Raw genomic sequence first — 20,153 nt, forward strand, 5'->3', positions numbered from 1 at the left:
TCAATAATTTTAAGTAGTGAAGTATTGTTTCTACATAATAACCTTGCTCTTTTTGGTTGCTTGTACTTCTAAAGAAAAAAAAGCAACCCTCACCCCTTTTACTTTTCCCGAAAATACCGAGCTCATCTATCATATCAACAACCGCGACAACTTCCTGAGTGCCCTTACGAACAATAGCTTTTGGAAAGCACATAACCCTCGTACATTGCGCTTGCACGAAGTAAAACTCTTAGGAAGCTTACCTGTAAATGATGATATATGGGTAGCTTTTTCTACCGAAGGGGATTGTTTCTTTATTTGTAAAAAAGATAATAACGAGAAATCAGCTACTTGGAAAAACGCCTCTGCACAAGTGCAAAAACAAGCCTTGTTTGGCAAAGAGTGGTTCTATACAATTTATGGTGATTACTTGCTCATCAGCGATGGCGAAAAACTTTCTGAATACACCTCTTTAAACAAACAAAACAAGAGCGATGCTCAACAAGATTTAGAAAAACTACAACAAATTAGCGGTACTGAATGCGTGGCAAATCTGTTTTTGCAAAAAAACGCCGCCAATGATTATTTCGAACCTTTCTTTGGTGAAAAACTACTTGCTAATTGCAAAAATTGGGTAGCTTTTGATCTCTTTTTAGAAGAAAATAATGTGCGTCTCAACGGGGTAACTACTATTGATAAAGAGGCAAATACCGATGTGATGCTCCACACTGTCCCCTATCAAAACGATGCGCTAAGCCTAATGCCTGCCCGTGTACTCAGCATCAGTGCTTACACTTTTGATGATGCCGAAAAACTAACACAAAACGACAGTATAGCACAGGAAAGTCCCTTTAGAACTTCTATCAATGGGGTTGCTTTTGGGCGCGTAACCGAAGGTCAATTTGCAGTAGTTTCCTCATTTGATGTAGATGAAACCCTCCAACAGCTACCCGTGCTCTCCGAGGATTTCCAATACAACTTCCCGATGTACGAACTCAACCCCGACCTGCCCGTCGGTTTCTTCACTTCATTTGTAAAAGATTTCATTCCGCGTTATGCAGGTGTCTATCAAAAGCAATTGGTACTCACCAAAACCAAAGAACTACTTATCTCTGTAGTGAACGATATGCAGCGAGGTAATGTGCTATCAGCGAATAAAGCCTTTGGTTTATTAGAAGAAAATAGCGCTTCAAATGTTACTTTCTCCCGCATTGCCAATCTTTACGATAACCCTTCTTTTAGCAGTCGTTTTCCTGCAATAGCCGAAAATTACCGTTGGGCTCTCTTCCAACAAACACCTCAAAACGACTATTACGTGCTGAATTTTGTAAGTGAAAAACAAACTGAAAGCACCCTTTCTGATGAGATGCGCGAGCGTTTCCGCTTTGCCTTAGACGATGTTATGGCAAGCGAGCCCGTCATTCTCTTAAATCACCGCACCAAGCGATTGGAAATCGCTGTGCAAGATGAGAATAACTACCTTTATCTCATAGGTAATAACGGATCACTATTGTGGAAAAAACGCTTAGACGGGAAAATACAAAGCCCTATTTATCAAGTAGATTTATTTAAAAATGGCTTCCTGCAAATGGCTTTCACTACCGAAAAATCTATTTGGGTCGTCGATCGCAATGGCAAGGAGGTAGCCCCTTTCCCTTTGCAGTATAAAAATCCTATCACCCCCTTAGAAGTCTTTGATTACGAAAGTAATCGTGAATATCGATTCCTATTTGCCGAAGGTAATACTCTTCACCTTTTAGATAAGAAAGGTCAAGAAGTGAAAGGCTTTAACCAGCGCGCTAATGGCAAACCTTTGTTTACCCCTAAACACTATCGTTTCAATGGAAAAGACTATCTCATTTACTCATCTAACAATGGCAGTTTCAACATCTTGCACCGCAATGGCGAGCAGCGTATTACAGTGAAAGGTGCCTATAGTTTTTCTAACAATCCACCTTTGGTGTTAGGTAACCTCTTTATGTTCACTAATAGTGATGGTACGCTTATCTCTATAGACGAAAAAGGTGGAATGACCCGCAAAAACCTATCGCTTACCGAACCTTTTTATTGGGGCGGCAACCGCTATGTACTTACCTCACTTTCAGGAAATATACTCACTATCGGTAATCAGCGTATCGAACTCCCCGAAGGAAAATACAGCCGTCCTAAATTGTTTCGCATTCGTGGAATGAACTACGTATCAGTAACCGAACAGAATACTCAAAAAGCCTATCTATACGACGAAAAAGGCAACTTACTAAAAGATTTTCCCGTAGAGTCTATTTCTCCTATCGCTATAGATGTAGATTACGATAAGTCTATTTGGGTAGTCACCGAAAAAAGCACTACCGAATTGATATTGTACACAATGAAACAATTCGCTAATGAGTAGATCAATTACCTTTACTTTGATAACTGCGATAATTCTGAGAATTCCTCTTGCCTTACAGTAATTCCCTAATTCTCTAATTTGCTAATTTCCCAACCCTCAACTACTTAAAAACTTTTTAAAAAAATATTTCCAAAAAACTATTGCCATTTCAAAAAATAGTAGTACTTTTGCACGATATTTTGTAAATAGGCTTCGTGGGGACTCCCCAATGAGGCCACATAAACTTATTATATTCACCATAACAATATGGCAAGAGAAAAAACAACAGCTGTTCCTAAATTTGATAAAATTTCGATCGGTTTAGCCTCCCCCGAATCTATTTTAGCCGTTTCACGCGGCGAGGTTACTAAACCCGAAACTATCAACTACCGTACTCACAAACCTGAACGCGACGGGTTGTTTTGTGAGCGTATTTTCGGTCCCGTAAAGGACTATGAATGTGCTTGTGGTAAATACAAACGCATTCGCTATAAAGGTATCGTTTGCGACCGTTGTGGCGTCGAAGTTACCGAAAAAAAAGTACGCCGCGAAAGAGTGGGTCATATCAACCTCGTAGTGCCTATCGCTCACATTTGGTATTTCCGCTCACTACCTAACAAAATCGGCTATTTGTTAGGGCTCCCTTCCAAAAAGTTGGATATGATTATCTACTACGAGCGCTATGTAGTTATCCAACCTGGGATTGCCAAAGGCCCAGAAGGTGAAGATTTACAATATTTAGACTTCCTTTCAGAAGAAGAATACCTCGCTATTACCGAGAGTCTTCCTGCTGATAACCAATACTTAGAAGATACCGATCCCAATAAGTTTATCGCTAAAATGGGCGCCGAGTGTCTCCTCGAACTCCTCGAACGTTTGGATTTAGACGCACTTTCTTACGACTTGCGCCACAAAGCTAACAACGAAAGTTCTAAACAACGCAAAACCGAAGCGCTCAAACGCTTACAAGTGGTAGAAGCGTTCCGCGAATCTCAAAAAAACCGCGAAAATAAACCTGAATGGATGATAATGAAGGTGATTCCTGTAATCCCGCCCGAATTGCGCCCATTGGTACCGCTTGATGGAGGTCGTTTTGCAACTTCCGACCTCAACGACTTATACCGCCGTGTAATCATCCGTAACAACCGCCTCAAACGCTTGATGGAAATCAAAGCACCTGATGTGATTTTGCGCAACGAAAAACGTATGTTGCAAGAGTCTGTTGATTCACTCTTCGATAACACTCGTAAATCATCAGCGGTAAAAACCGAATCTAACCGTCCGCTCAAATCCCTTTCCGACTCATTGAAAGGTAAACAAGGGCGATTCCGTCAGAACCTCCTCGGTAAACGTGTGGACTACTCTGCGCGTTCCGTTATTGTGGTAGGTCCTGAACTCAAAATGTATGAATGCGGTTTGCCAAAGAATATGGCAGCCGAACTCTATAAACCGTTTGTAATCCGTAAGCTCATCGAGCGCGGTATCGTAAAAACGGTGAAATCAGCTAAAAAAATCATCGACAAAAAAGAACCTGTAGTATGGGACATCTTGGAGAACGTGATCAAAGGTCACCCTGTCCTCCTCAACCGTGCCCCTACATTGCACCGTTTGGGTATTCAGGCATTCCAGCCTAAACTTATCGAGGGGAAAGCTATCCAGTTGCACCCATTGGTGTGTACAGCGTTCAATGCCGACTTCGACGGTGACCAGATGGCGGTGCACTTGCCTCTTGGTCCTGAGGCTATCCTCGAAGCTCAACTCTTGATGTTGGCTTCTCACAATATCCTCAACCCTGCCAATGGTTCACCTATTACGGTACCTTCACAAGATATGGTCTTGGGGCTTTACTACATCACCAAAGGTCGTAAATCCACCCCTGAGTATCCTGTCAAAGGCGAAGGTCTCACTTTCTATTCTGCCGAAGAGGTAAATATCGCTTACAACGAAGGCAAATTGAGCCTCAACGCTTTCATCAAAGTGAAAGTACGCGACCTCGACGAGAATGGCAATGTGTATTACCCCGTAGTAGAAACTACTACTGGGCGTGTGCTCTTCAACGAGCTCGTGCCTTTAGAAGTGGGCTATGTAAACGAAGTACTTACTAAAAAATCTCTCCGCGACATCATCGGTCGTATCCTCAAAGCAACCAGCATCCCTGTAACAGGTGACTTCTTGGATAAAATCAAGAATATGGGGTATCGTTTTGCCTTCAAAGGTGGATTGTCATTCAGTTTAGGGGATATCATCATCCCACAAGAAAAAGCGGATATGATTGCTGAAGCTAACGGTCTCGTTGATGGTATTATGATGAACTATAATATGGGGCTCATCACCAATAACGAACGTTATAACCAAGTGATTGACGTCTGGACATCTACCAATGCACAACTCACCGAATTGGCAATGAAACGCATCAGTACCGATCAACAAGGATTCAACTCTGTGTATATGATGCTCGACTCCGGAGCGCGTGGTTCTAAAGAACAGATTCGTCAGCTTACCGGTATGCGTGGTTTGATGGCTAAACCTAAAAAATCAAGCGTTGGAGGGGGCGAAATCATCGAGAACCCTATCTTGTCAAACTTTAAAGAAGGTTTGTCAATCCTCGAGTACTTCATTTCTACCCACGGGGCTCGTAAAGGTCTTGCCGATACTGCTTTGAAAACTGCCGACGCAGGTTACTTAACTCGTCGTTTGGTCGATGTATCTCAAGACGTAATCATCAACACCGAAGATTGTGGTACCTTGCGCGGGGTAGAAGTACGTGCCCTCAAAAAGAACGAGGAAGTAGTAGAAACTCTTGGCGAGCGCGTTTTAGGACGTGTGTCGCTCCACGATGTCTACAACCCTCTCACCGAAGAACTCATTGTGGGTGCTGGTGAAGAAATTACTGAAAAAATAGTAGATAAAATAGAAGCCGCTCCTATCGATATGATAGAAGTGCGCTCTGCACTTACTTGTGAAGCTAAACACGGTATTTGTGCAAAATGTTACGGTCGAAACCTTTCTACCGGTCGTATGGTACAGAAAGGGGAAGCCGTAGGGGTAGTTGCTGCCCAATCTATCGGTGAGCCTGGTACTCAGCTTACCTTGCGTACTTTCCACGCGGGGGGGGTTGCCGGTAACGTATCCGAAGAAAACAAAACCGAAGCGCGTTTCGATGGTATCATCGAAGTAGAAGATTTGCGTGTGGTAAGCGGTAAAGATAATGAACAAAACCCTGTAGATGTGGTGGTTCGTTCTTCTGAACTCCGCGTTCTTGACCCCACTACTAAAATGGTGCTTCAAACACACGATATCCCTTATGGAGCTCACATCTTTGTAAAAGACAAAGAAGAAGTGAAAAAAGGCACTTTGCTCTTCCAATGGGATCCGTACAACGCCGTAATCATCTCCGAATATTCTGGTAAAATCGCTTACGAAGATATAGAACAAGGGGTTACTTACCAAGTAGAAATCGACGAGCAAACAGGCTTCCAAGAAAAAGTGATTGTTGAATCACGTAATAAAAAACTGATTCCTACCTTGCTTATCGTCGATAAAAACGGCGAAACACTACGTTCTTATAACTTGCCTGTGGGAGCTCACATTATGGTGGATAACAATAGCAAAATTGAAGAAGGTAAAGTACTCGTGAAAATACCGCGTAGCTCTGCTAAAGCTGGGGATATCACAGGAGGTCTTCCTCGTGTTACCGAGCTCTTCGAAGCACGTAACCCATCAAACCCTGCTATCGTATCCGAAATCGACGGGGTGGTGTCATTCGGTAAAATCAAACGTGGTAATAAAGAGGTTATCGTTACTTCTCGTTCAGGTGAGGAACGCAAGTACTTAGTAAAACTTTCAAGCCAAATCTTGGTACAAGAAAACGACTTTGTACGTGCAGGCAAACCGCTCTCCGATGGCTCTGTAACTCCTGATGATATTTTGCGTATCAAAGGACCTTCAGCAGTACAACAGTACTTAGTAAACGAAGTACAAGAGGTATACCGCCTCCAAGGGGTGAAAATCAACGATAAACACTTTGAAGTAATCGTTCGCCAAATGATGCGTAAAGTCGAAATTCAAGACCCAGGTGATACCCTCTACCTCGAAGGTCAGTTGGTTCACAAAGACGACTTTATCGAAGAAAACGACCGCCTATTCGGTAAAAAAGTAGTAGAAGATGCTGGTGACTCCGAAAACTTACAAGCAGGACAAATAGTGAGCCTCCGCGAATTGCGCGATGAAAACTCACTCCTTAAACGCTCCGATAAGAATTTGGTTATCGCTCGCGATATCATCCCTGCTACCGCTATGCCAGTGTTACAAGGTATTACACGCGCTTCATTGCAAACCAAATCGTTCATCTCAGCAGCTTCTTTCCAAGAAACTACTAAAGTGTTGAACGAAGCAGCAGTAAGTGGTAAAATAGATACCCTTGATGGCTTGAAAGAAAACGTAATCGTTGGTCACCGTATTCCTGCTGGTACTGGGCTTAAAGAATACGAGAAAATCATCGTCGGATCTAAAGCGGATATGGAACAATCTGTAGTCGAAAAGAAAAAATCACGATAAACAATGGACGAAGTAGAAGAAAAAGAAGGACAGTTGAGCATCGAGCTCGACGATAAGATTGCTAAAGGAGTGTACTCTAATTTAGCGATTATCAACCACTCATCTACTGAGTTTGTAGTAGATTTTGTGAGTGTAATGCCAGGGATGCCTAAAGGAAAAGTGCGCAGTCGCATTATCCTTACCCCTGAGCACGCCAAACGATTGCTATTTGCTTTAGATGATAATATCCAAAAGTTTGAACAAGCTAATGGAGCAATCTCTAACAGCGACGACCGTCACGCCATCCCTCTGTTTGGCATAACCGGACAAGCCTAATTAACGAATAGCTAACAAGCTAATAATACTTTGCCAAAGATGTAAACAGCCCGTATGGTTCACATCTTTGGCAATTTTTTTCGTCATTCATCATTCGTATTTCGTAATTATTTTGTACTTTTGCGCCGTCTCATAAGGGGTGCTGTAACAGGCTGAGATTATACCCATTGAACTTGAACGGATAATCCCGTTGAAGGAATGAAACTAAGCAATTGGAGCTTGTTTTTGCTTTTGGGTAGCATAAACAGGCTTTTTTATTTTATTAACACACCAAATAATAGCCTCTTTTATTTGTAAATATTTATTTTACAATGAAAAATGTACTTTTGTACACTGCTATTTGCCTTACTACATCGGCAATGGCACAACAGACAATAGAGCCTGACTCTATCGTCCCTTCACCTAAGCCCATTCAGTTAGACGAAGTATTAGTATCGTCCGTGAGGGCTACCAAAAAACTTCCCGTAACCTTTTCTAACCTCTCTAAGGAGGAAATCAAGACCAAAAATTTCGGTCAGCAATTGCCTTTGTTGTTAGGTCAGTTACCTAATGTGGTGAGCTATTCCGAAGATGGTTCGGGCTTTGGTAGTAGCAATATGTTTGTACGAGGGAGCGATTTGTACCGTACTAATGTTACTATCAACGGCATACCGCTCAACGACTCCGAATCACAAGGGGTTTTCTGGTACAATCTCTCCGACTTTGCTTCTTCTGCCGAGAGCATACAGTTGCAACGCGGAGTGGGTACTTCTTCCAATGGAGCAGGAGCTTTTGGCGCAAGCCTCAACGTCCTCACCGATGCTGTACAAGAGCAGGCATCAGGAGAACTCGCTAACTTCTACGGCAGTTATAATACTCATAAACACAGCCTTAAACTTTCCACCGGAAAACTCAACGACCGTTTTGAACTCAGCGGACGCTTTTCGGTAATCAAGAGTGATGGGTATCGCGACCGTGCTTCCTCCGACCTTAAATCTTACTTCTTGCAAGGTGCTTATAGTCACGGAGGTACTCTCATCAAAGGATTGGTGTTTGGTGGCAAACAAAGTGTATATCTCACTTATTTAGGAGTGGATAAAGAAACTTTGAATAGCAATCGCCGTTACAATCCTGCGGGTGAATACAAAGATGCCGCTGGTAACAAACGTTTCTACGACAACGAAACTGATAACTATCAGCAAGACCACGCCCAACTGCACTGGACGCAACAGTGGAATACTGCGTGGCATACGCAACTCTCCTTTCACTACACCAAAGGCAAAGGTTATTGGGAAAACTATGAGAAGAAAAAATATTCTAAGGTAGGATTGCCCAAAGTGCTCGACGGGGCAGGCAAGGAACAAGAAGCATACATCATTCACCAACAAGGATTGAACAACGATTTCTGGGGTACTACTTTTTCGGCGAACTATCAGAAAAACGATGTACAACTGCTCTTTGGAGGATTGCTCAATCGCTATGAAGGCTCGCATTACAAAGATTTGCTATGGGCAGAAAAAGCGTCTTTTGTGTATGGCAATCGTTATAGTTACGAAGGACTCAACACCAAAGAAGAAGCGGCAGGTTATAGCAAACTCACTTGGCAATTTGCCCCTAAATGGAGCCTGTTTGCCGATGTACAATTCCGTTACGTAGGGTATAAAGCGAATAAATACAAAATAGACGAAAGCCTTAACAGTTTCAACCCTAAAGCGGGTCTTACCTTCTTTTTGAATGAGCACAACGACCTTTACCTCTCTTATGCTCGTGCTACCAAAGAGCCTAACCGCTCTGATTACAAGAGTTATTACGAAGCCTTACAGGACGACTCCAATGCTAAAAAACCTATCGCCGAGAAGCTCAACGATATAGAACTCGGTTGGCGACTCACCACCCCCAAAGTACGTTTGAACCTCAATGGTTATTATATGGGCTATGAAGACCAATTAGTGCTTTCAGGGAAACTCAATAGCACCGGTTATCCTATCCGTGAGAATGTGGGCAAGAGCTATCGTGCAGGAATTGAAGCCGATGCGATGGTGCAACTCTCAGAGCGTTGGTTGTGGTCGCCTAACGTAGCTTTTAGCAAAAATATAAACAGAGATTATAAGAGTCAAGATGCTGAGGTAGCTACTCGCACCATTAGTTGGGGCGATACCCGCATTTCGTATTCTCCTGATGTAGTGCTCGGTAATACGATTACTTTTATACCTATTGAGGGTTTTCAAATAGGGTTGATTTCTAAATATGTAGGTGCACAATATGTAGATAACACCGAGCGTGAGGAAGCAAAACTCGACGCTTATTTTGTGAATAACCTTAGTTTGCAATATGAGTGGAAACCTAAAAGCACTTTCAAATCGGTATTGTTTTCGGTAATGGGTAATAACATTTTCAATACCAAATACACTCCTTACGGCGATAACGGCTACGGAATGGTGTATATTCCCGCTGCCGAAGCGAATTACTTAGCAGGCGTAACGCTCAGTTTTTAGGTATATTGTAGGGGCGTTTTGCAAACGCCCTTACAATATAAAACCTTTTAGATAGAATTTAATTGTTATCTAAAACACTTTACAATGAAAAAACTCTTATTCTTGGTTATTATAGTACTATGTGAGTGTACAGATAGCCCCTCTAAACAACAAGTAAACAAGATTGATAATTCTATAACTCCACTATTTTCATTTCATTGTAGTGATTATGGAGATCCAAAGTTTGATACAAAGATTTATATCAATGACAGTTTGCTTATTATAAAACATTATGGAGTAGCCCATTCTGAAAAAATAATCATTGATAGCACTACAACCATTGCTCTAAAAGGAAAGGTAGTCCCTACAGAAAAACATTACTTATATCTGCGAGAAATGGCAAAAATGACTCAAGTTCCTATAAACAGTTTTGTGAAAATCGATTGTAATTATAAAAATATACCCCATTATATAAAAGATACTGAGCGTACTAAAATATGGGGGTGTAATGCAATAGATATTACAGGAGATGGGAAAGAAGAAATTTTTGTGATAGAAAGTGCTCCTGATTATTGGGATAGTTTGAGTTCATATATTACAGTCTATCCAAGTGAGATAAAATAACTATTTCTTACTTCTTACCTTTTTAAGTATTTCTCAAAAGTAAATCTATAAGCGTGTTTTTCGTCTTTTTCAAAGGGTTCAGAGCTTACCAACTCCCATTCTTCAGTGTTAAATTCAGGGAAAAACACATCAGCTTCGGGGAAAATATGGTCTACACGAGTGAGTTCTATCACATTGGCAATAGGCAGTGCTTGTGCGTAGATTTCACCCCCTCCAATCACATAAGGAGAGGGGTCTAAGGCAAGCGCTTTCGCAATAGCTTCCTCTAAAGAATTTACTGCGATAATCCCCTCTTTTGCATAGTCTTTTTGGCGCGTAATCACTATATGGGTACGATTGGGCAAAAGTTTAGGAAAGGTCTCAAACGTTTTCCTCCCCATAATAATACAATGCCCTGTGGTGAGGCGTTTGAAATGTTTGAAATCTTCTGGCAGATGCCAAAGCAACTCGCTTCCTTTACCTAAAGCATTGTGCTTATCGGCGGCAGCTATAAGAGTAATCATAGAATTTACACTGTAGGATTTGAATTGGAAGTAGAACTTTGTGCGGTTTGTTCAGCTGCTAATTCGCGTTGCGCTTGTTCCTTTTGTGCCGCAAATTCTTTTTCTACAGCAGCTTCTATTTTAATGAGTTTCTTTTGTTGAACAGCAACGAGATGTTCACGTTGTTTTTCTTGCCATTCTTTACCCAAAAAACGATTAAAAACAAATACATTCATCGCGTGCCATAGCCAGAGGAAAAGCCAAAGGAGGCTTGCCCATATATACCAATTGTAGTCTACCCCATAGTCTAATACTTTATTGGCTACTGCAAAAAATATGCAGCCTAAAACCATTACAAAAAAATGGATATACAAAAGTCTTTTTTGTTTAAGACGCTTTTCTATATTTTTGAAAAGTTCGTATTGTTCGGGAGTGAGTTGAGTGTCTGCCATTTTTATGTATCTTTTTAAAATTCAGGCGCAAAAATAAGAATAATTTGTGAATTAACCAAATAGTTCTTACTTTTGTCATTTCATTAGTGAATTAGTAATTTATGATCATACAAATACGTTCCAACAATCCTCATTTATTGGATGTTCTCAACAAAAACCCTAATACCGATTTTGGTATCTATGCCAAATCTCTCCGCAATGGGCAACTCATAGGTAATGCAGTAAGTGCGCATCAGTATGACGTAGTATTCCAAGATACGCGCTATAGTTACCTACCCGAAGAGAGCAATCAGATAGATTTTCAAAGTTATTGCTCACCTTTGGTGATTTTGCATTGCTGCAATGAGTTTTTTAAAGACCAATTACAGGAAAAAGAAACTTACTTTAGTCAGGAAATCAAATGGTTAGGAAAAACACGCCGCGAGGTGGACAACCAGCCTTGTACTATTGAAGTGAAGAACCTCTATATCAATTCTTCTTGGTATAGTAGCGGACACTTTTTGATGGAACGTTATTTCAAAAATTGCCAAATCACCCCTCTTATCGGAAATAATGTAGCCCTTAAAGTAGAAGGGAAAACTATCTTCGAGGCGCTCAACTTACTCAGCTTTATAGCCGTGATTACGCATATTACCAACGAGTATGGCGAATATACTTATATCGACGACTTTTTCGCCCAAAAATACGCGCGTATCCTCACCAATATAGACGATGTGCCTTATTTCGTGTTCTACCTCTTTATCAAGCGCGCTGTGAAGAGCGAACGCCAACTCAATGAAATAAAACCTGCTTTCGAGGCCTATTTCAAAGCTAAAGGGCTCAATATTGAGTTCCAATTTACCGATACTCACGGCAGCCGTATGGAGTTTGCGGTGAAGGAGTTTGGTTTCGATTTCCCTATTTTGGATATCGGTTGTGGTGAACTGAAGTACTATCGTCGTTTTATGCGCAAGAACTACAGTTATAACCACCCTTATTTTGCTACCGATATAGATCCTGCTGTAGCCGAGTATGCCAAGAGTCTTTCTTACAAAATGGATACCGATAACCTTGTGTTCCTGCGCAGTTTAGACGATTTTGCTTACCAAAAACCGGTGAATATCCTCCTTACTGAAGTGATTGAACACAATACCCCCAACGATGCAAAGGCATTAGTGGATAAGTGCTTGCAAATTCCTTTTTACAAAATGATTATCACCACCCCCGATAGTAGGTTCAACAAGTATTATTTTGATGACCCTGAGAATGCTATCCGCCACGCCGACCACCATTTTGAGTGGAACGACGAGGAGTTTCGCGCTTTCATTAGTGAGGTACTCGCACCTTATCCTCAGTACGAAGTGCGCTATGTAGGTATAGGTGATAAAATCAACGGTGTATGCCCCACCCAAGCCGCTGTAATCGTTAATTCTTAATTGTTACTTGTTACCTGAATAATGGAGTCTTTAGTAACTTTGTATAGAGCATTCTTTTCGAGAATAGGATGCCATTTTTGAAACATATAGAACTGCCTATTGGCAATAGTTTTTACGTATTTGCCCGCAGGTACACATAAACTTACTTTCACTTCTTGATCTCTAAACACATTGCCTTTTTTCAGTGTATAATGGTTAGGAAGCTCTATTACATTCTTGTTGAACTCTATAGGAAACTCTAACCGAGAAGCGTTTTCGGTAGCCTCACTCACAGTTCTCCCTTTAGATTTTTTAGTGATTAAAAGGTAGGGTAGTGAATCGTTAGTAGGTTGTATATCAGTGAAGTATACATTATTTCTCAAATCAACCCCCCTTTCGTGTAGCGATACAAATCCATCATAAGGTGTAGAGGCTTTTTCACTGATAACCAAAGTATCGGCGGTAGAGGTGATGGGTATTTTTGTTTCTACTTCACTTGCTGTTACAAATTCTTTACCTACACTTCCTAATACGGTGAGTAAAAGCATTATCCCTACCACTAAACAGAGTACATTAGCCACTACCCACGCTTTAGGCGTACGAAATCCTTTGGCAAAAAGTTTAAGAGCTAATAACACTATTAATGAGATAGGCACTAACAACAGTAAACCTGAAGCGAGGTACAATACAACAACTTGCCATTGATGTGCCAATAGATAAGGTAAGTAATCACTCAGGGTAAGCAGGGTAACACCGCCAGCAATAGTTGCGCCAAAGACACTGATAATCGTACCTATAAGTGCTATAAACAGAGGAATACATATCACTATAGCTATGAAATAGAAAACACCTTTGAGTAACATAAAGAAAAAGTTATTTCGCTGAGGAGATGTTATTGCTGTATCCGAAGTTTTTAAAGAATGAACCTCTTCAGTAGCCAAAGTAGGATTTTTAAGTACTGCTGCTAAGATAAAATAGCCGATAATTGCCAATACACCCATTTGATGAAAAATAGGCAAAGAAAATAAAACTACTGCTACATAAGCAATGCGTAACCAAGTGCTATTGATAGATAGATAAAGAGCAAGTCCCCCTAAAACTCCCGCTATTTTCTTGTCAGTAAGGCTTTTCGTCCACTCTCTTCTCTGTGAAGGAAAGCTTGTTTTGAAATTAGATAAGGTATCTAAATTTACTTCCTCACCTTTCATTTCAAGTTTTTCAGAAGTTGTAACAGCTGCTGGAACTACACCCCAAAAGATGAAATACAATACAATAAGGGTAGAAGTAAACGAAATGCCTTTGCCATTAACGCTGAAAGCAAAAAAAGAAATATTAGCAAAAATGAGTAAGGCAAAAACAATACGCAGTAGCGTAACATCCCATTTAAAATAATAACTGATGCCCGAAAGTACACCACCTAATTTTTTGTCATCTATATCTCTGTAGAGTTTTCTACCTTTAAAAGAGTTAGAAAACTGAGGAGTAGAGGCAGTATTTTCCTCATCATCAACGTATTGTTCAGGACGACCTAAAACGCTTATTAGGTATTGAATATCTTGGCTGATAACCACTTCACGTCCTTTCATTTGGTCTTTGAGCAGTTCAGCCATACGCTGTTCAATGTCGTATAGAATTTCGTCTTTATCGGCATTGGTACTTAGGTGTTTATGCACCTCAACAAGATAGGTGTTGAGAGCGTTGTAGGCAGTTTCTTCAATTGTAAAAGAAAAACCACCCAAACTGATGTTTTTTACTTTATCCATAATCTAAATGAGTTTGTTTATCATAGTTTGTAATTCACGCCACGCTTTTACAGTTTCTTCAAGAAAGCGTTTGCCTCCTTCGGTAAGCACATAGTATTTGCGTGGAGGCCCCGAGGTCGATTCTTTCCATTGGTAGGCGAGTAGTCCAGCGTTCTTCAGTCGGGTGAGAAGTGGGTAGAGCGTACCTTCTACCACAATCATATCGGCAGATTTGAGGGCATCTATGAGGTCGGAAACATAGGCTTCTTTACTTTTGTTGATAGCCGAGAGTATACACATCTCTAAGATACCTTTGCGCATTTGTGTTTTAATTTTTTCAGTATTGATTTCTTCCATAATTCTGTAGATTTATCAATTCGAGGGCAAAGTTATGGTAAAAAATAGTAATATGCAATACATAGTACTAATTTTTTTTGATAATTTTTAGTAGAGTAGGGGGAAGTAATTAAGTAAGTAATTGAATATGTGTTTTTTATAAGGTTCTAAAGCGTAGTGATTAAATTAGAGATTTTTTAAAATTTCTTACCTCTTATCTTTTACCTCTTACCTAATTAAAGTCTGTTTCAGGGAATCCTATCAAATATACTTGTTGCTTGGCGCGGGTAAGGGCTGTATACAGCCAGCGGTAGTAACTTTCGTCAATCACGTAATCTTCAGGTAAGTAGGGTTTTTCAATGAAGATAGCATCCCACTGCCCCCCTTGACTTTTATGGCAGGTGATAGCGTAGGAGAATTTCACTTGTAAAGCGTTGAAGTACGGATTTTCTTTCAGTTGTTGGTGCTTTTTGTACGACGAGGGTTCATCGTAATAATCGGCGAGCACTTCTTCGTAAAGTTGTTGACTTTCAGCGGGGGTAAGGGCAGGAGCTTCGCTGTAAAGGGTATTGAGCAAAATAACTGTATCAAAAGGCGGTTGGTTAGGGTAATCAATGAGTTGCACAGAAACTTCAGCAAATCTAAAACCGTATTCTTCGTAAAAACTGTAGATATGGAGTACTTCTATAATATCTCCATTGGCAATAAAACTCACTTCGGGGTTGTTTTTACACCAAAAATAATTGTTTTTCACCACCATTAGCAGGTCGCCAGCAGCTATTTCATCTTCTATATCCAAAATAGAGCGGCGTATATAAGCATTCCACCCTACAGCACGCTTGTTAGAGCGCACAATAATAGCAGTTTCTTCACTTCCGTAGAGCTCATAACTCTCGTTGATAGCATCCGAAATTTCCTCGCTACCCGTGAGCCGGATAACATCAGGACTTTTGAGATTGAAGAGAAAATCAGGTGATTTGGCTTGTCCAAAAAGCGTTTTACGCAGGCGGGTAGCATTGCGCAAAATCCCCGATTTATTTTTTTGGCGCAGCACCTCAGTAAGAGTTGTGGTGAGCACCTCTTTGTTGTATTGATATTCTAAATGACTCACACTCAACGCCGGACTCACCTCAGTACCCACAGGAGGTAACTGAGCTGTATCGCCTATGAGTAACAACTTGCAATTTTTGCCCGAGTAGACAAAACGCATCAAGTCGTCAATATCGGCAAGCATCGATGCCTCATCTACTATAAATAAGGTGTTGTAGTGTTTATTGGCACGCAGTTTGAAGGATATTTCAGTACCCATTGTTGTGGTGTAGTAAAGGTACTTATGGATAGTAAATGCCTGTTTTTTAGCGAAATGCGACATCACTTTAGCTGCCCTGCCCGTTGGTGCTAAAAGTACCGCTTGGTGGTGTATCAAGGGGAGTGTAGCAATGAGACAGCGCGTGATAGAGGTCTTTCCTGTCCCTGCAAATCCTTTCAATAAAAATACTTTTTCGGAGGCATCAGTATCTAAAAGATACTTAGTGAGCATTTGTAAGGCAACTTCTTGCGAAGGGGTAGGAATATGTTTAAACGCCTGAAAGAGAGCGTTGAGAAAGGGTTTTTCGTCCATTGTAAAAAGTATTGAGCGCACAAAAATATAAAAAAAAGTTAAAATAATTTTTTAGTTTCAAAAAAAGATTGTAGTTTTGCGCTATGCCAGTCAAAAAAAAATTTATTTAATATAATATTAAAACGATGAAAAAAATCTTACAAATTGCATTTTATCTATTAGGATTCGTGTTCTGCTTCCTAATTTACAGATCTATCACAGGTCCTATTGAATTTAACAAAATTAAGGAAAATCGCTACACTGAAGTGATCAAGAAGTTGAAGGACATTCGCAATGTTCAAGATGCTTATTTGAAAATTAATGGCGTTTATGCTAAAAATTTCGACGAACTTACTAAGTTTGTAGAAAATGCACGTTTTACCATCACTTCACAACGCGATACCAGCTGGGTAGAGTTCGACAAAGGTTTTAACATTGACGTGATGCGTCAAGGAGTGCGTATTGATACCTTAGGATACGTATCAGTAAAAGATTCGTTGTTTAAAAACGATACTCGTTACAAAACTATGGGTGATTTACCTACTTTCAAAGGTGTGAAACCAGGTAAATTTATAATGGAAACAGGTGAAATTACCGATAAAAACGGTGTAAAATCATCAGTCTTCCAAGTTTATGTGCCTAAAAAAGATATACTAGAAGGTTTAGATGAAGGCTTAGTAGCTAAAGAAATTCAAAAAACTTCAGTAGAAGATGTAAGAGGTCCTAATATCCAAGTAGGTTCACTAAAAGAAATCACCGTAAATGGTAACTGGCCAACTTCTTATGACGCAAAAATCGCAAAACAATAAACATTTAGAAACGTATTTCAAGGAATTGTCCATTCAAATCAACTTGGATGGACTTTCTTTTTGTGTGTTTAACCCTGTGCTTACCTGCGTGGAATCTATCTACAATTTTCCTGTGAATTTTAGCTATAAAACTCAGGAAGAAATAAATGAACAAGTAGAATGTGTAATCCAAAGTGAAGAAGACCTCCGCCAAGATTTTACCACCATCAGGGTTTTGCACAACACCCCTCTTTTTGCCCTTATACCACAACCCCTATACGGCGGTAAGGACGAGATGTTGGACTATCTTAAGTACAGCATCGACATAAACAATGTAACCCCCGAAACTGTGGAAATCGATAAGATTCTCTCTGTTGAAACGGTAAATGCCTACGTACCTAACACTTTTGTAAACAATGCTTTGCTCTCTTACTATGGCAGGTTCGACTATCAGCATTTCGCTACCTCACTGCTCAAAATGTTCCTAAAACACTACTCCTCACACGCTTTGGAGGTGATGTATATCTATGCCGAAGTAGGATCTTTCTACTTTGTAGTCTTCAGAAATAAAAAATTATACTACTTCAATCGTTTTAGCTATGAAACCATTGAAGATTTCCTATATTACATCCTCTTTTCTATTGAACAATTAGATATCGATACCGAGCAAGTACCTATCTATATCACGGGCGAAGTAGACCCTACCGCACTGTTCTACAGCAAAGTAAAATACTACGTACGCTATATATACCTCATAAAATATCATAAACAACACTTTGCAGCGGGAATGGATGAGCAGCTCATCCGTCGGAATTTCGTGCTCGCGCAATCGTTTTAACCTAACGCTATGAAATTATCGAACATATTCATCAATGCATTGAAATTAGTACAAGCTACTTTTGGCACACACCTCTTAGGAGCTCTCCTCCTCTTTGTAGTGGTTTTCACCATATATGCTTTGCTACTCACCACCGTTTTTGGAATGCCTATTGAGGGAATTGTGGAACTCAGTAAAGACCCTGAAAGATTAACTGCTTACGTAAATCAACCTCATTTCCTGATAAAATTTTGGTTTTTCTGCCTGCTAATCGATGGAATTATTACCCCTTTCACAGCAGGAGTTTACAAAAATTACGCCGAGGTGATAGCTGGTAGCCGCCCTTCCTTCCGCAACCTTTTTGCTTACTATCACGTGCGTGAAACCAATGATATTTTAGGATATGTGATTTTGCAAATGTGCTTAAAAACCTTAGTGTCAGCAGGCGCTATAACTATAGGAACAGCGGCTTTAGGCTTAGCACTTTCTACAATTATATCCTTAGTGTTTGTACTCAAATTATATCCTTAGTGTTTGTACTCACTGTTCCCATCATTGTATTGGAAGGCAAGTCGCTTTTCAAGGCAATGAGGCACAGCTATCAGCGAATAATGCTGGCTCCTTTTACAGCACTTATCGTTACCGCTTTTGGAATGGTATGCTTATTGGTAGGTTTTTTTGCTTTTGGAATAGGAGTAACAGTCACTTATTCCTATTTGTTAGCAGGCATTTTTAGTATTTATCAAGCGACAAGTAACAAATAAGTAACAAATAAGTAACAAATTAAAATATTTTTATATTATGTCAGTATCCAATGTTTTAGACCGCGCAGGCAAGCTCTATAAGAGTAGCTTTGCAAGCCTTATTGTAGGAGTTTTACTCCTCATTGTTGTGTTTGTTTTGTTCTATATGTTGTTTTTTCCTATAATTTTAGGAGGAGACTTCGGTGATTTTGAGGTGATGAGATCTCCTTATTATCTTCAAGAAATGATGGCAACACCTATTGTACAATTGAAATTAATGGTGTTAGGAGTCTTTATCAGCTGTGCTATAACACCATTATCAGCTGGATTCTATGAGAATTTTAAAAAAGTAGAACAAGGAGAACCTGCCTCGGTTAATAATCTCTTTACGCACTACAACTCGTCGTACACAGCGCGTTTACTAACCTATGCTACATTGTTTACAGTAGCTACCTCACTGTTTTCTCTTTTGGTAAATCTTTTAGGACTTCCTATATTGAGTACCCTTTTTAATATTTTTGCTTCTCTTCTATTAACCTTTGCGGTGCCTATCATTATATTTGAGAATCAATCAGTTGAACAAGCAGTAAGAGGGAGTATTGAACGTGTGATGCGCAATTTTGGTACAGTTTTTCTCTCAGGATTAGTGGGAGGAATTATTGCTGTATTAGGCGTTCTTCTTTTTGGCATCGGACTTATTTTTTCTTTGCCCTTTTTGTTTGCTACTCTCTATGCGCTTTATGCCGAAGAAAGAGGAATTACTCCAAATAACAATAATAATCTATGAAAAAACTAATGTTTTTAGGGCTCTTAGCTATGGGCTCTCTATCGTTGAATAGTTGTAATGAACTGCAACAAGTTTTGAATAACACTTCGCAAGGTGGCAGTGGTTTTAACGTCGCCAGCGGACTCAAACAAGCGCTCGAATTGGGCGTGAGCAGTGGGGTAGACTTATTGGGCAAAGACGGTGGTTATTTTAAAGACCAAGCGGTGCGCATCCTTTTGCCCGAAGAACTCCAAAAAGTAGATAAAACTTTGCGTTCTATCGGCTTGGGCTCTTTAGCCGATCAAGGGCTTAAAGCGCTGAACGAAGCTGCTGAAAATGCGGTGAGTCAGGCGAAACCTATCTTTCTTTCGGCTATACAAAATATGACCTTTACCGATGCGATGAACATCCTCAAAGGTGATAATACTGCCGCCACTACTTATTTGAAAAACACTACTTACAACGCTTTGGAAAGTGCTTTTGCTCCTAAAATCCAATCATCGCTTAGCGAAGTAGGCGCTGATAAAGTTTGGGAAAATATCATTGATAAGTATAACCAAATTCCATTGGTGAAACCCGTTGAGGCAAATCTCACCAAATACGTTACAGAACAAGCTATCAATGGTTTGTTCGTGAAAGTAGGCGACAAAGAAAAGGAAATACGCACTAATATAGCAGCGCGTACTACTCCTTTGTTGAAATCAGTGTTTGCGATGCAAGATAAGTAGGCATCA

The 20,153-nt window shown here is 40.2% G+C and carries 17 protein-coding genes; 12 read left to right on the forward strand and 5 right to left on the reverse strand.

Going from position 1 to position 20,153, the window contains the following annotated elements; genetic code table 11:
* Positions 1–16: 16 nt before the first annotated feature.
* The 5 genes from CBG49_RS05960 (at position 17) to CBG49_RS05980 (ending at position 10,299) form a co-directional block, all read left to right on the forward strand.
* Positions 17–2,371, forward strand: coding sequence for a hypothetical protein (locus tag CBG49_RS05960; RefSeq protein ID WP_088593773.1), 2,355 nt, complete (start codon positions 17–19; stop codon positions 2,369–2,371).
* Between the two features lie 246 nt (positions 2,372–2,617).
* Positions 2,618–6,907, forward strand: a complete 4,290-nt coding sequence (rpoC, locus tag CBG49_RS05965) for a DNA-directed RNA polymerase subunit beta' (RefSeq protein ID WP_009412435.1) — start codon at positions 2,618–2,620, stop codon at positions 6,905–6,907.
* A gap of 3 nt (positions 6,908–6,910) precedes the next feature.
* Positions 6,911–7,222, forward strand: coding sequence for a DUF3467 domain-containing protein (locus CBG49_RS05970; protein ID WP_009412436.1), 312 nt, complete (start codon positions 6,911–6,913; stop codon positions 7,220–7,222).
* 311 nt (positions 7,223–7,533) lie between these two features.
* Complete coding sequence (locus CBG49_RS05975; RefSeq protein ID WP_088593774.1) at positions 7,534–9,696, forward strand: TonB-dependent receptor; 2,163 nt, start codon at positions 7,534–7,536, stop codon at positions 9,694–9,696.
* Positions 9,697–9,780: 84 nt separating this feature from the next.
* Complete coding sequence (locus CBG49_RS05980) at positions 9,781–10,299, forward strand: hypothetical protein (protein ID WP_088593775.1); 519 nt, start codon at positions 9,781–9,783, stop codon at positions 10,297–10,299.
* Positions 10,300–10,313: 14 nt separating this feature from the next.
* On the opposite strand, the gene CBG49_RS05985 is transcribed toward CBG49_RS05980, so the two are convergent.
* Both CBG49_RS05985 and CBG49_RS05990 read right to left on the reverse strand, forming a co-directional pair.
* Positions 10,314–10,802, reverse strand: coding sequence for a dihydrofolate reductase (locus CBG49_RS05985; protein WP_088593776.1), 489 nt, complete (start codon positions 10,800–10,802; stop codon positions 10,314–10,316).
* A 5-nt stretch (positions 10,803–10,807) separates the two neighbouring features.
* Positions 10,808–11,233 (reverse strand): 2TM domain-containing protein, encoded by a 426-nt coding sequence (locus CBG49_RS05990; RefSeq protein WP_009412441.1) that lies wholly within the window; start codon positions 11,231–11,233, stop codon positions 10,808–10,810.
* Between the two features lie 101 nt (positions 11,234–11,334).
* Here CBG49_RS05990 and CBG49_RS05995 point away from each other — a divergent pair, with 101 nt between their 5' ends.
* Positions 11,335–12,648: a methyltransferase domain-containing protein gene (locus tag CBG49_RS05995; RefSeq protein ID WP_088593777.1), complete on the forward strand. Its 1,314-nt coding sequence runs from the start codon at positions 11,335–11,337 to the stop codon at positions 12,646–12,648.
* Here the strand turns inward: CBG49_RS05995 and CBG49_RS06000 are convergent.
* From CBG49_RS06000 to CBG49_RS06010, 3 genes are all read right to left on the reverse strand, one after another.
* Positions 12,645–14,390, reverse strand: a complete 1,746-nt coding sequence (locus CBG49_RS06000) for a PspC domain-containing protein (protein ID WP_088593778.1) — start codon at positions 14,388–14,390, stop codon at positions 12,645–12,647. The genes CBG49_RS05995 and CBG49_RS06000 overlap by 4 nt on opposite strands.
* Before the next feature lie 3 nt (positions 14,391–14,393).
* Positions 14,394–14,726, reverse strand: a complete 333-nt coding sequence (locus CBG49_RS06005) for a PadR family transcriptional regulator (RefSeq protein WP_009412445.1) — start codon at positions 14,724–14,726, stop codon at positions 14,394–14,396.
* A 211-nt stretch (positions 14,727–14,937) separates the two neighbouring features.
* Positions 14,938–16,326: an ATP-dependent DNA helicase gene (locus CBG49_RS06010; protein WP_088593779.1), complete on the reverse strand. Its 1,389-nt coding sequence runs from the start codon at positions 16,324–16,326 to the stop codon at positions 14,938–14,940.
* A 125-nt stretch (positions 16,327–16,451) separates the two neighbouring features.
* Here CBG49_RS06010 and CBG49_RS06015 point away from each other — a divergent pair, with 125 nt between their 5' ends.
* From CBG49_RS06015 to CBG49_RS06035, 6 genes are read left to right on the forward strand one after another with little or no spacing between them, the layout of a single operon-like run.
* Positions 16,452–17,114, forward strand: coding sequence for a hypothetical protein (locus CBG49_RS06015; protein WP_009412447.1), 663 nt, complete (start codon positions 16,452–16,454; stop codon positions 17,112–17,114).
* Positions 17,089–17,931: a DUF3822 family protein gene (locus CBG49_RS06020; RefSeq protein ID WP_088593780.1), complete on the forward strand. Its 843-nt coding sequence runs from the start codon at positions 17,089–17,091 to the stop codon at positions 17,929–17,931. The genes CBG49_RS06015 and CBG49_RS06020 overlap by 26 nt, the downstream gene beginning before the upstream one ends.
* A 9-nt stretch (positions 17,932–17,940) precedes the next feature.
* Entirely contained in the window at positions 17,941–18,441 is a 501-nt protein-coding gene (locus CBG49_RS06025) for a hypothetical protein (RefSeq protein WP_227002979.1), read from the forward strand.
* Positions 18,441–18,674 carry a hypothetical protein gene (locus CBG49_RS16070; RefSeq protein ID WP_227002980.1) on the forward strand — a complete coding sequence of 78 codons (234 nt, stop codon included), beginning with the start codon at positions 18,441–18,443 and terminating at the stop codon, positions 18,672–18,674. The genes CBG49_RS06025 and CBG49_RS16070 overlap by 1 nt, the downstream gene beginning before the upstream one ends.
* 37 nt (positions 18,675–18,711) lie before the next feature.
* On the forward strand, positions 18,712–19,440 hold the full coding sequence (locus CBG49_RS06030; protein WP_088593781.1) for a DUF2189 domain-containing protein: 729 nt from the start codon (positions 18,712–18,714) through the stop codon (positions 19,438–19,440).
* Positions 19,437–20,147: a DUF4197 domain-containing protein gene (locus CBG49_RS06035; protein WP_088593782.1), complete on the forward strand. Its 711-nt coding sequence runs from the start codon at positions 19,437–19,439 to the stop codon at positions 20,145–20,147. Before CBG49_RS06030 ends, CBG49_RS06035 begins: the two co-directional genes overlap by 4 nt.
* Positions 20,148–20,153 lie beyond the last annotated feature (6 nt).

Origin of the sequence: Capnocytophaga endodontalis, assembly GCF_002209445.1 — a bacterium.
GTDB lineage: Bacteria > Bacteroidota > Bacteroidia > Flavobacteriales > Flavobacteriaceae > Capnocytophaga > Capnocytophaga periodontitidis.

Bases quoted from the DNA above. Each gene is read 5' to 3' on its own strand.
- rpoC (WP_009412435.1), top strand. From the start codon at position 2,618: ATGGCAAGAGAAAAAACAACAGCTGTTCCTAAATTTGATAAAATTTCG.
- CBG49_RS05970 (WP_009412436.1), top strand. From the start codon at position 6,911: ATGGACGAAGTAGAAGAAAAAGAAGGACAGTTGAGCATCGAGCTCGAC.
- CBG49_RS05975 (WP_088593774.1), top strand. From the start codon at position 7,534: ATGAAAAATGTACTTTTGTACACTGCTATTTGCCTTACTACATCGGCA.
- CBG49_RS05980 (WP_088593775.1), top strand. From the start codon at position 9,781: ATGAAAAAACTCTTATTCTTGGTTATTATAGTACTATGTGAGTGTACA.
- CBG49_RS05985 (WP_088593776.1), bottom strand. From the start codon at position 10,802: ATGATTACTCTTATAGCTGCCGCCGATAAGCACAATGCTTTAGGTAAA.
- CBG49_RS05990 (WP_009412441.1), bottom strand. From the start codon at position 11,233: ATGGCAGACACTCAACTCACTCCCGAACAATACGAACTTTTCAAAAAT.
- CBG49_RS05995 (WP_088593777.1), top strand. From the start codon at position 11,335: ATGATCATACAAATACGTTCCAACAATCCTCATTTATTGGATGTTCTC.
- CBG49_RS06000 (WP_088593778.1), bottom strand. From the start codon at position 14,390: ATGGATAAAGTAAAAAACATCAGTTTGGGTGGTTTTTCTTTTACAATT.
- CBG49_RS06005 (WP_009412445.1), bottom strand. From the start codon at position 14,726: ATGGAAGAAATCAATACTGAAAAAATTAAAACACAAATGCGCAAAGGT.
- CBG49_RS06010 (WP_088593779.1), bottom strand. From the start codon at position 16,326: ATGGACGAAAAACCCTTTCTCAACGCTCTCTTTCAGGCGTTTAAACAT.
- CBG49_RS06015 (WP_009412447.1), top strand. From the start codon at position 16,452: ATGAAAAAAATCTTACAAATTGCATTTTATCTATTAGGATTCGTGTTC.
- CBG49_RS06020 (WP_088593780.1), top strand. From the start codon at position 17,089: ATGACGCAAAAATCGCAAAACAATAAACATTTAGAAACGTATTTCAAG.
- CBG49_RS06025 (WP_227002979.1), top strand. From the start codon at position 17,941: ATGAAATTATCGAACATATTCATCAATGCATTGAAATTAGTACAAGCT.
- CBG49_RS06030 (WP_088593781.1), top strand. From the start codon at position 18,712: ATGTCAGTATCCAATGTTTTAGACCGCGCAGGCAAGCTCTATAAGAGT.
- CBG49_RS06035 (WP_088593782.1), top strand. From the start codon at position 19,437: ATGAAAAAACTAATGTTTTTAGGGCTCTTAGCTATGGGCTCTCTATCG.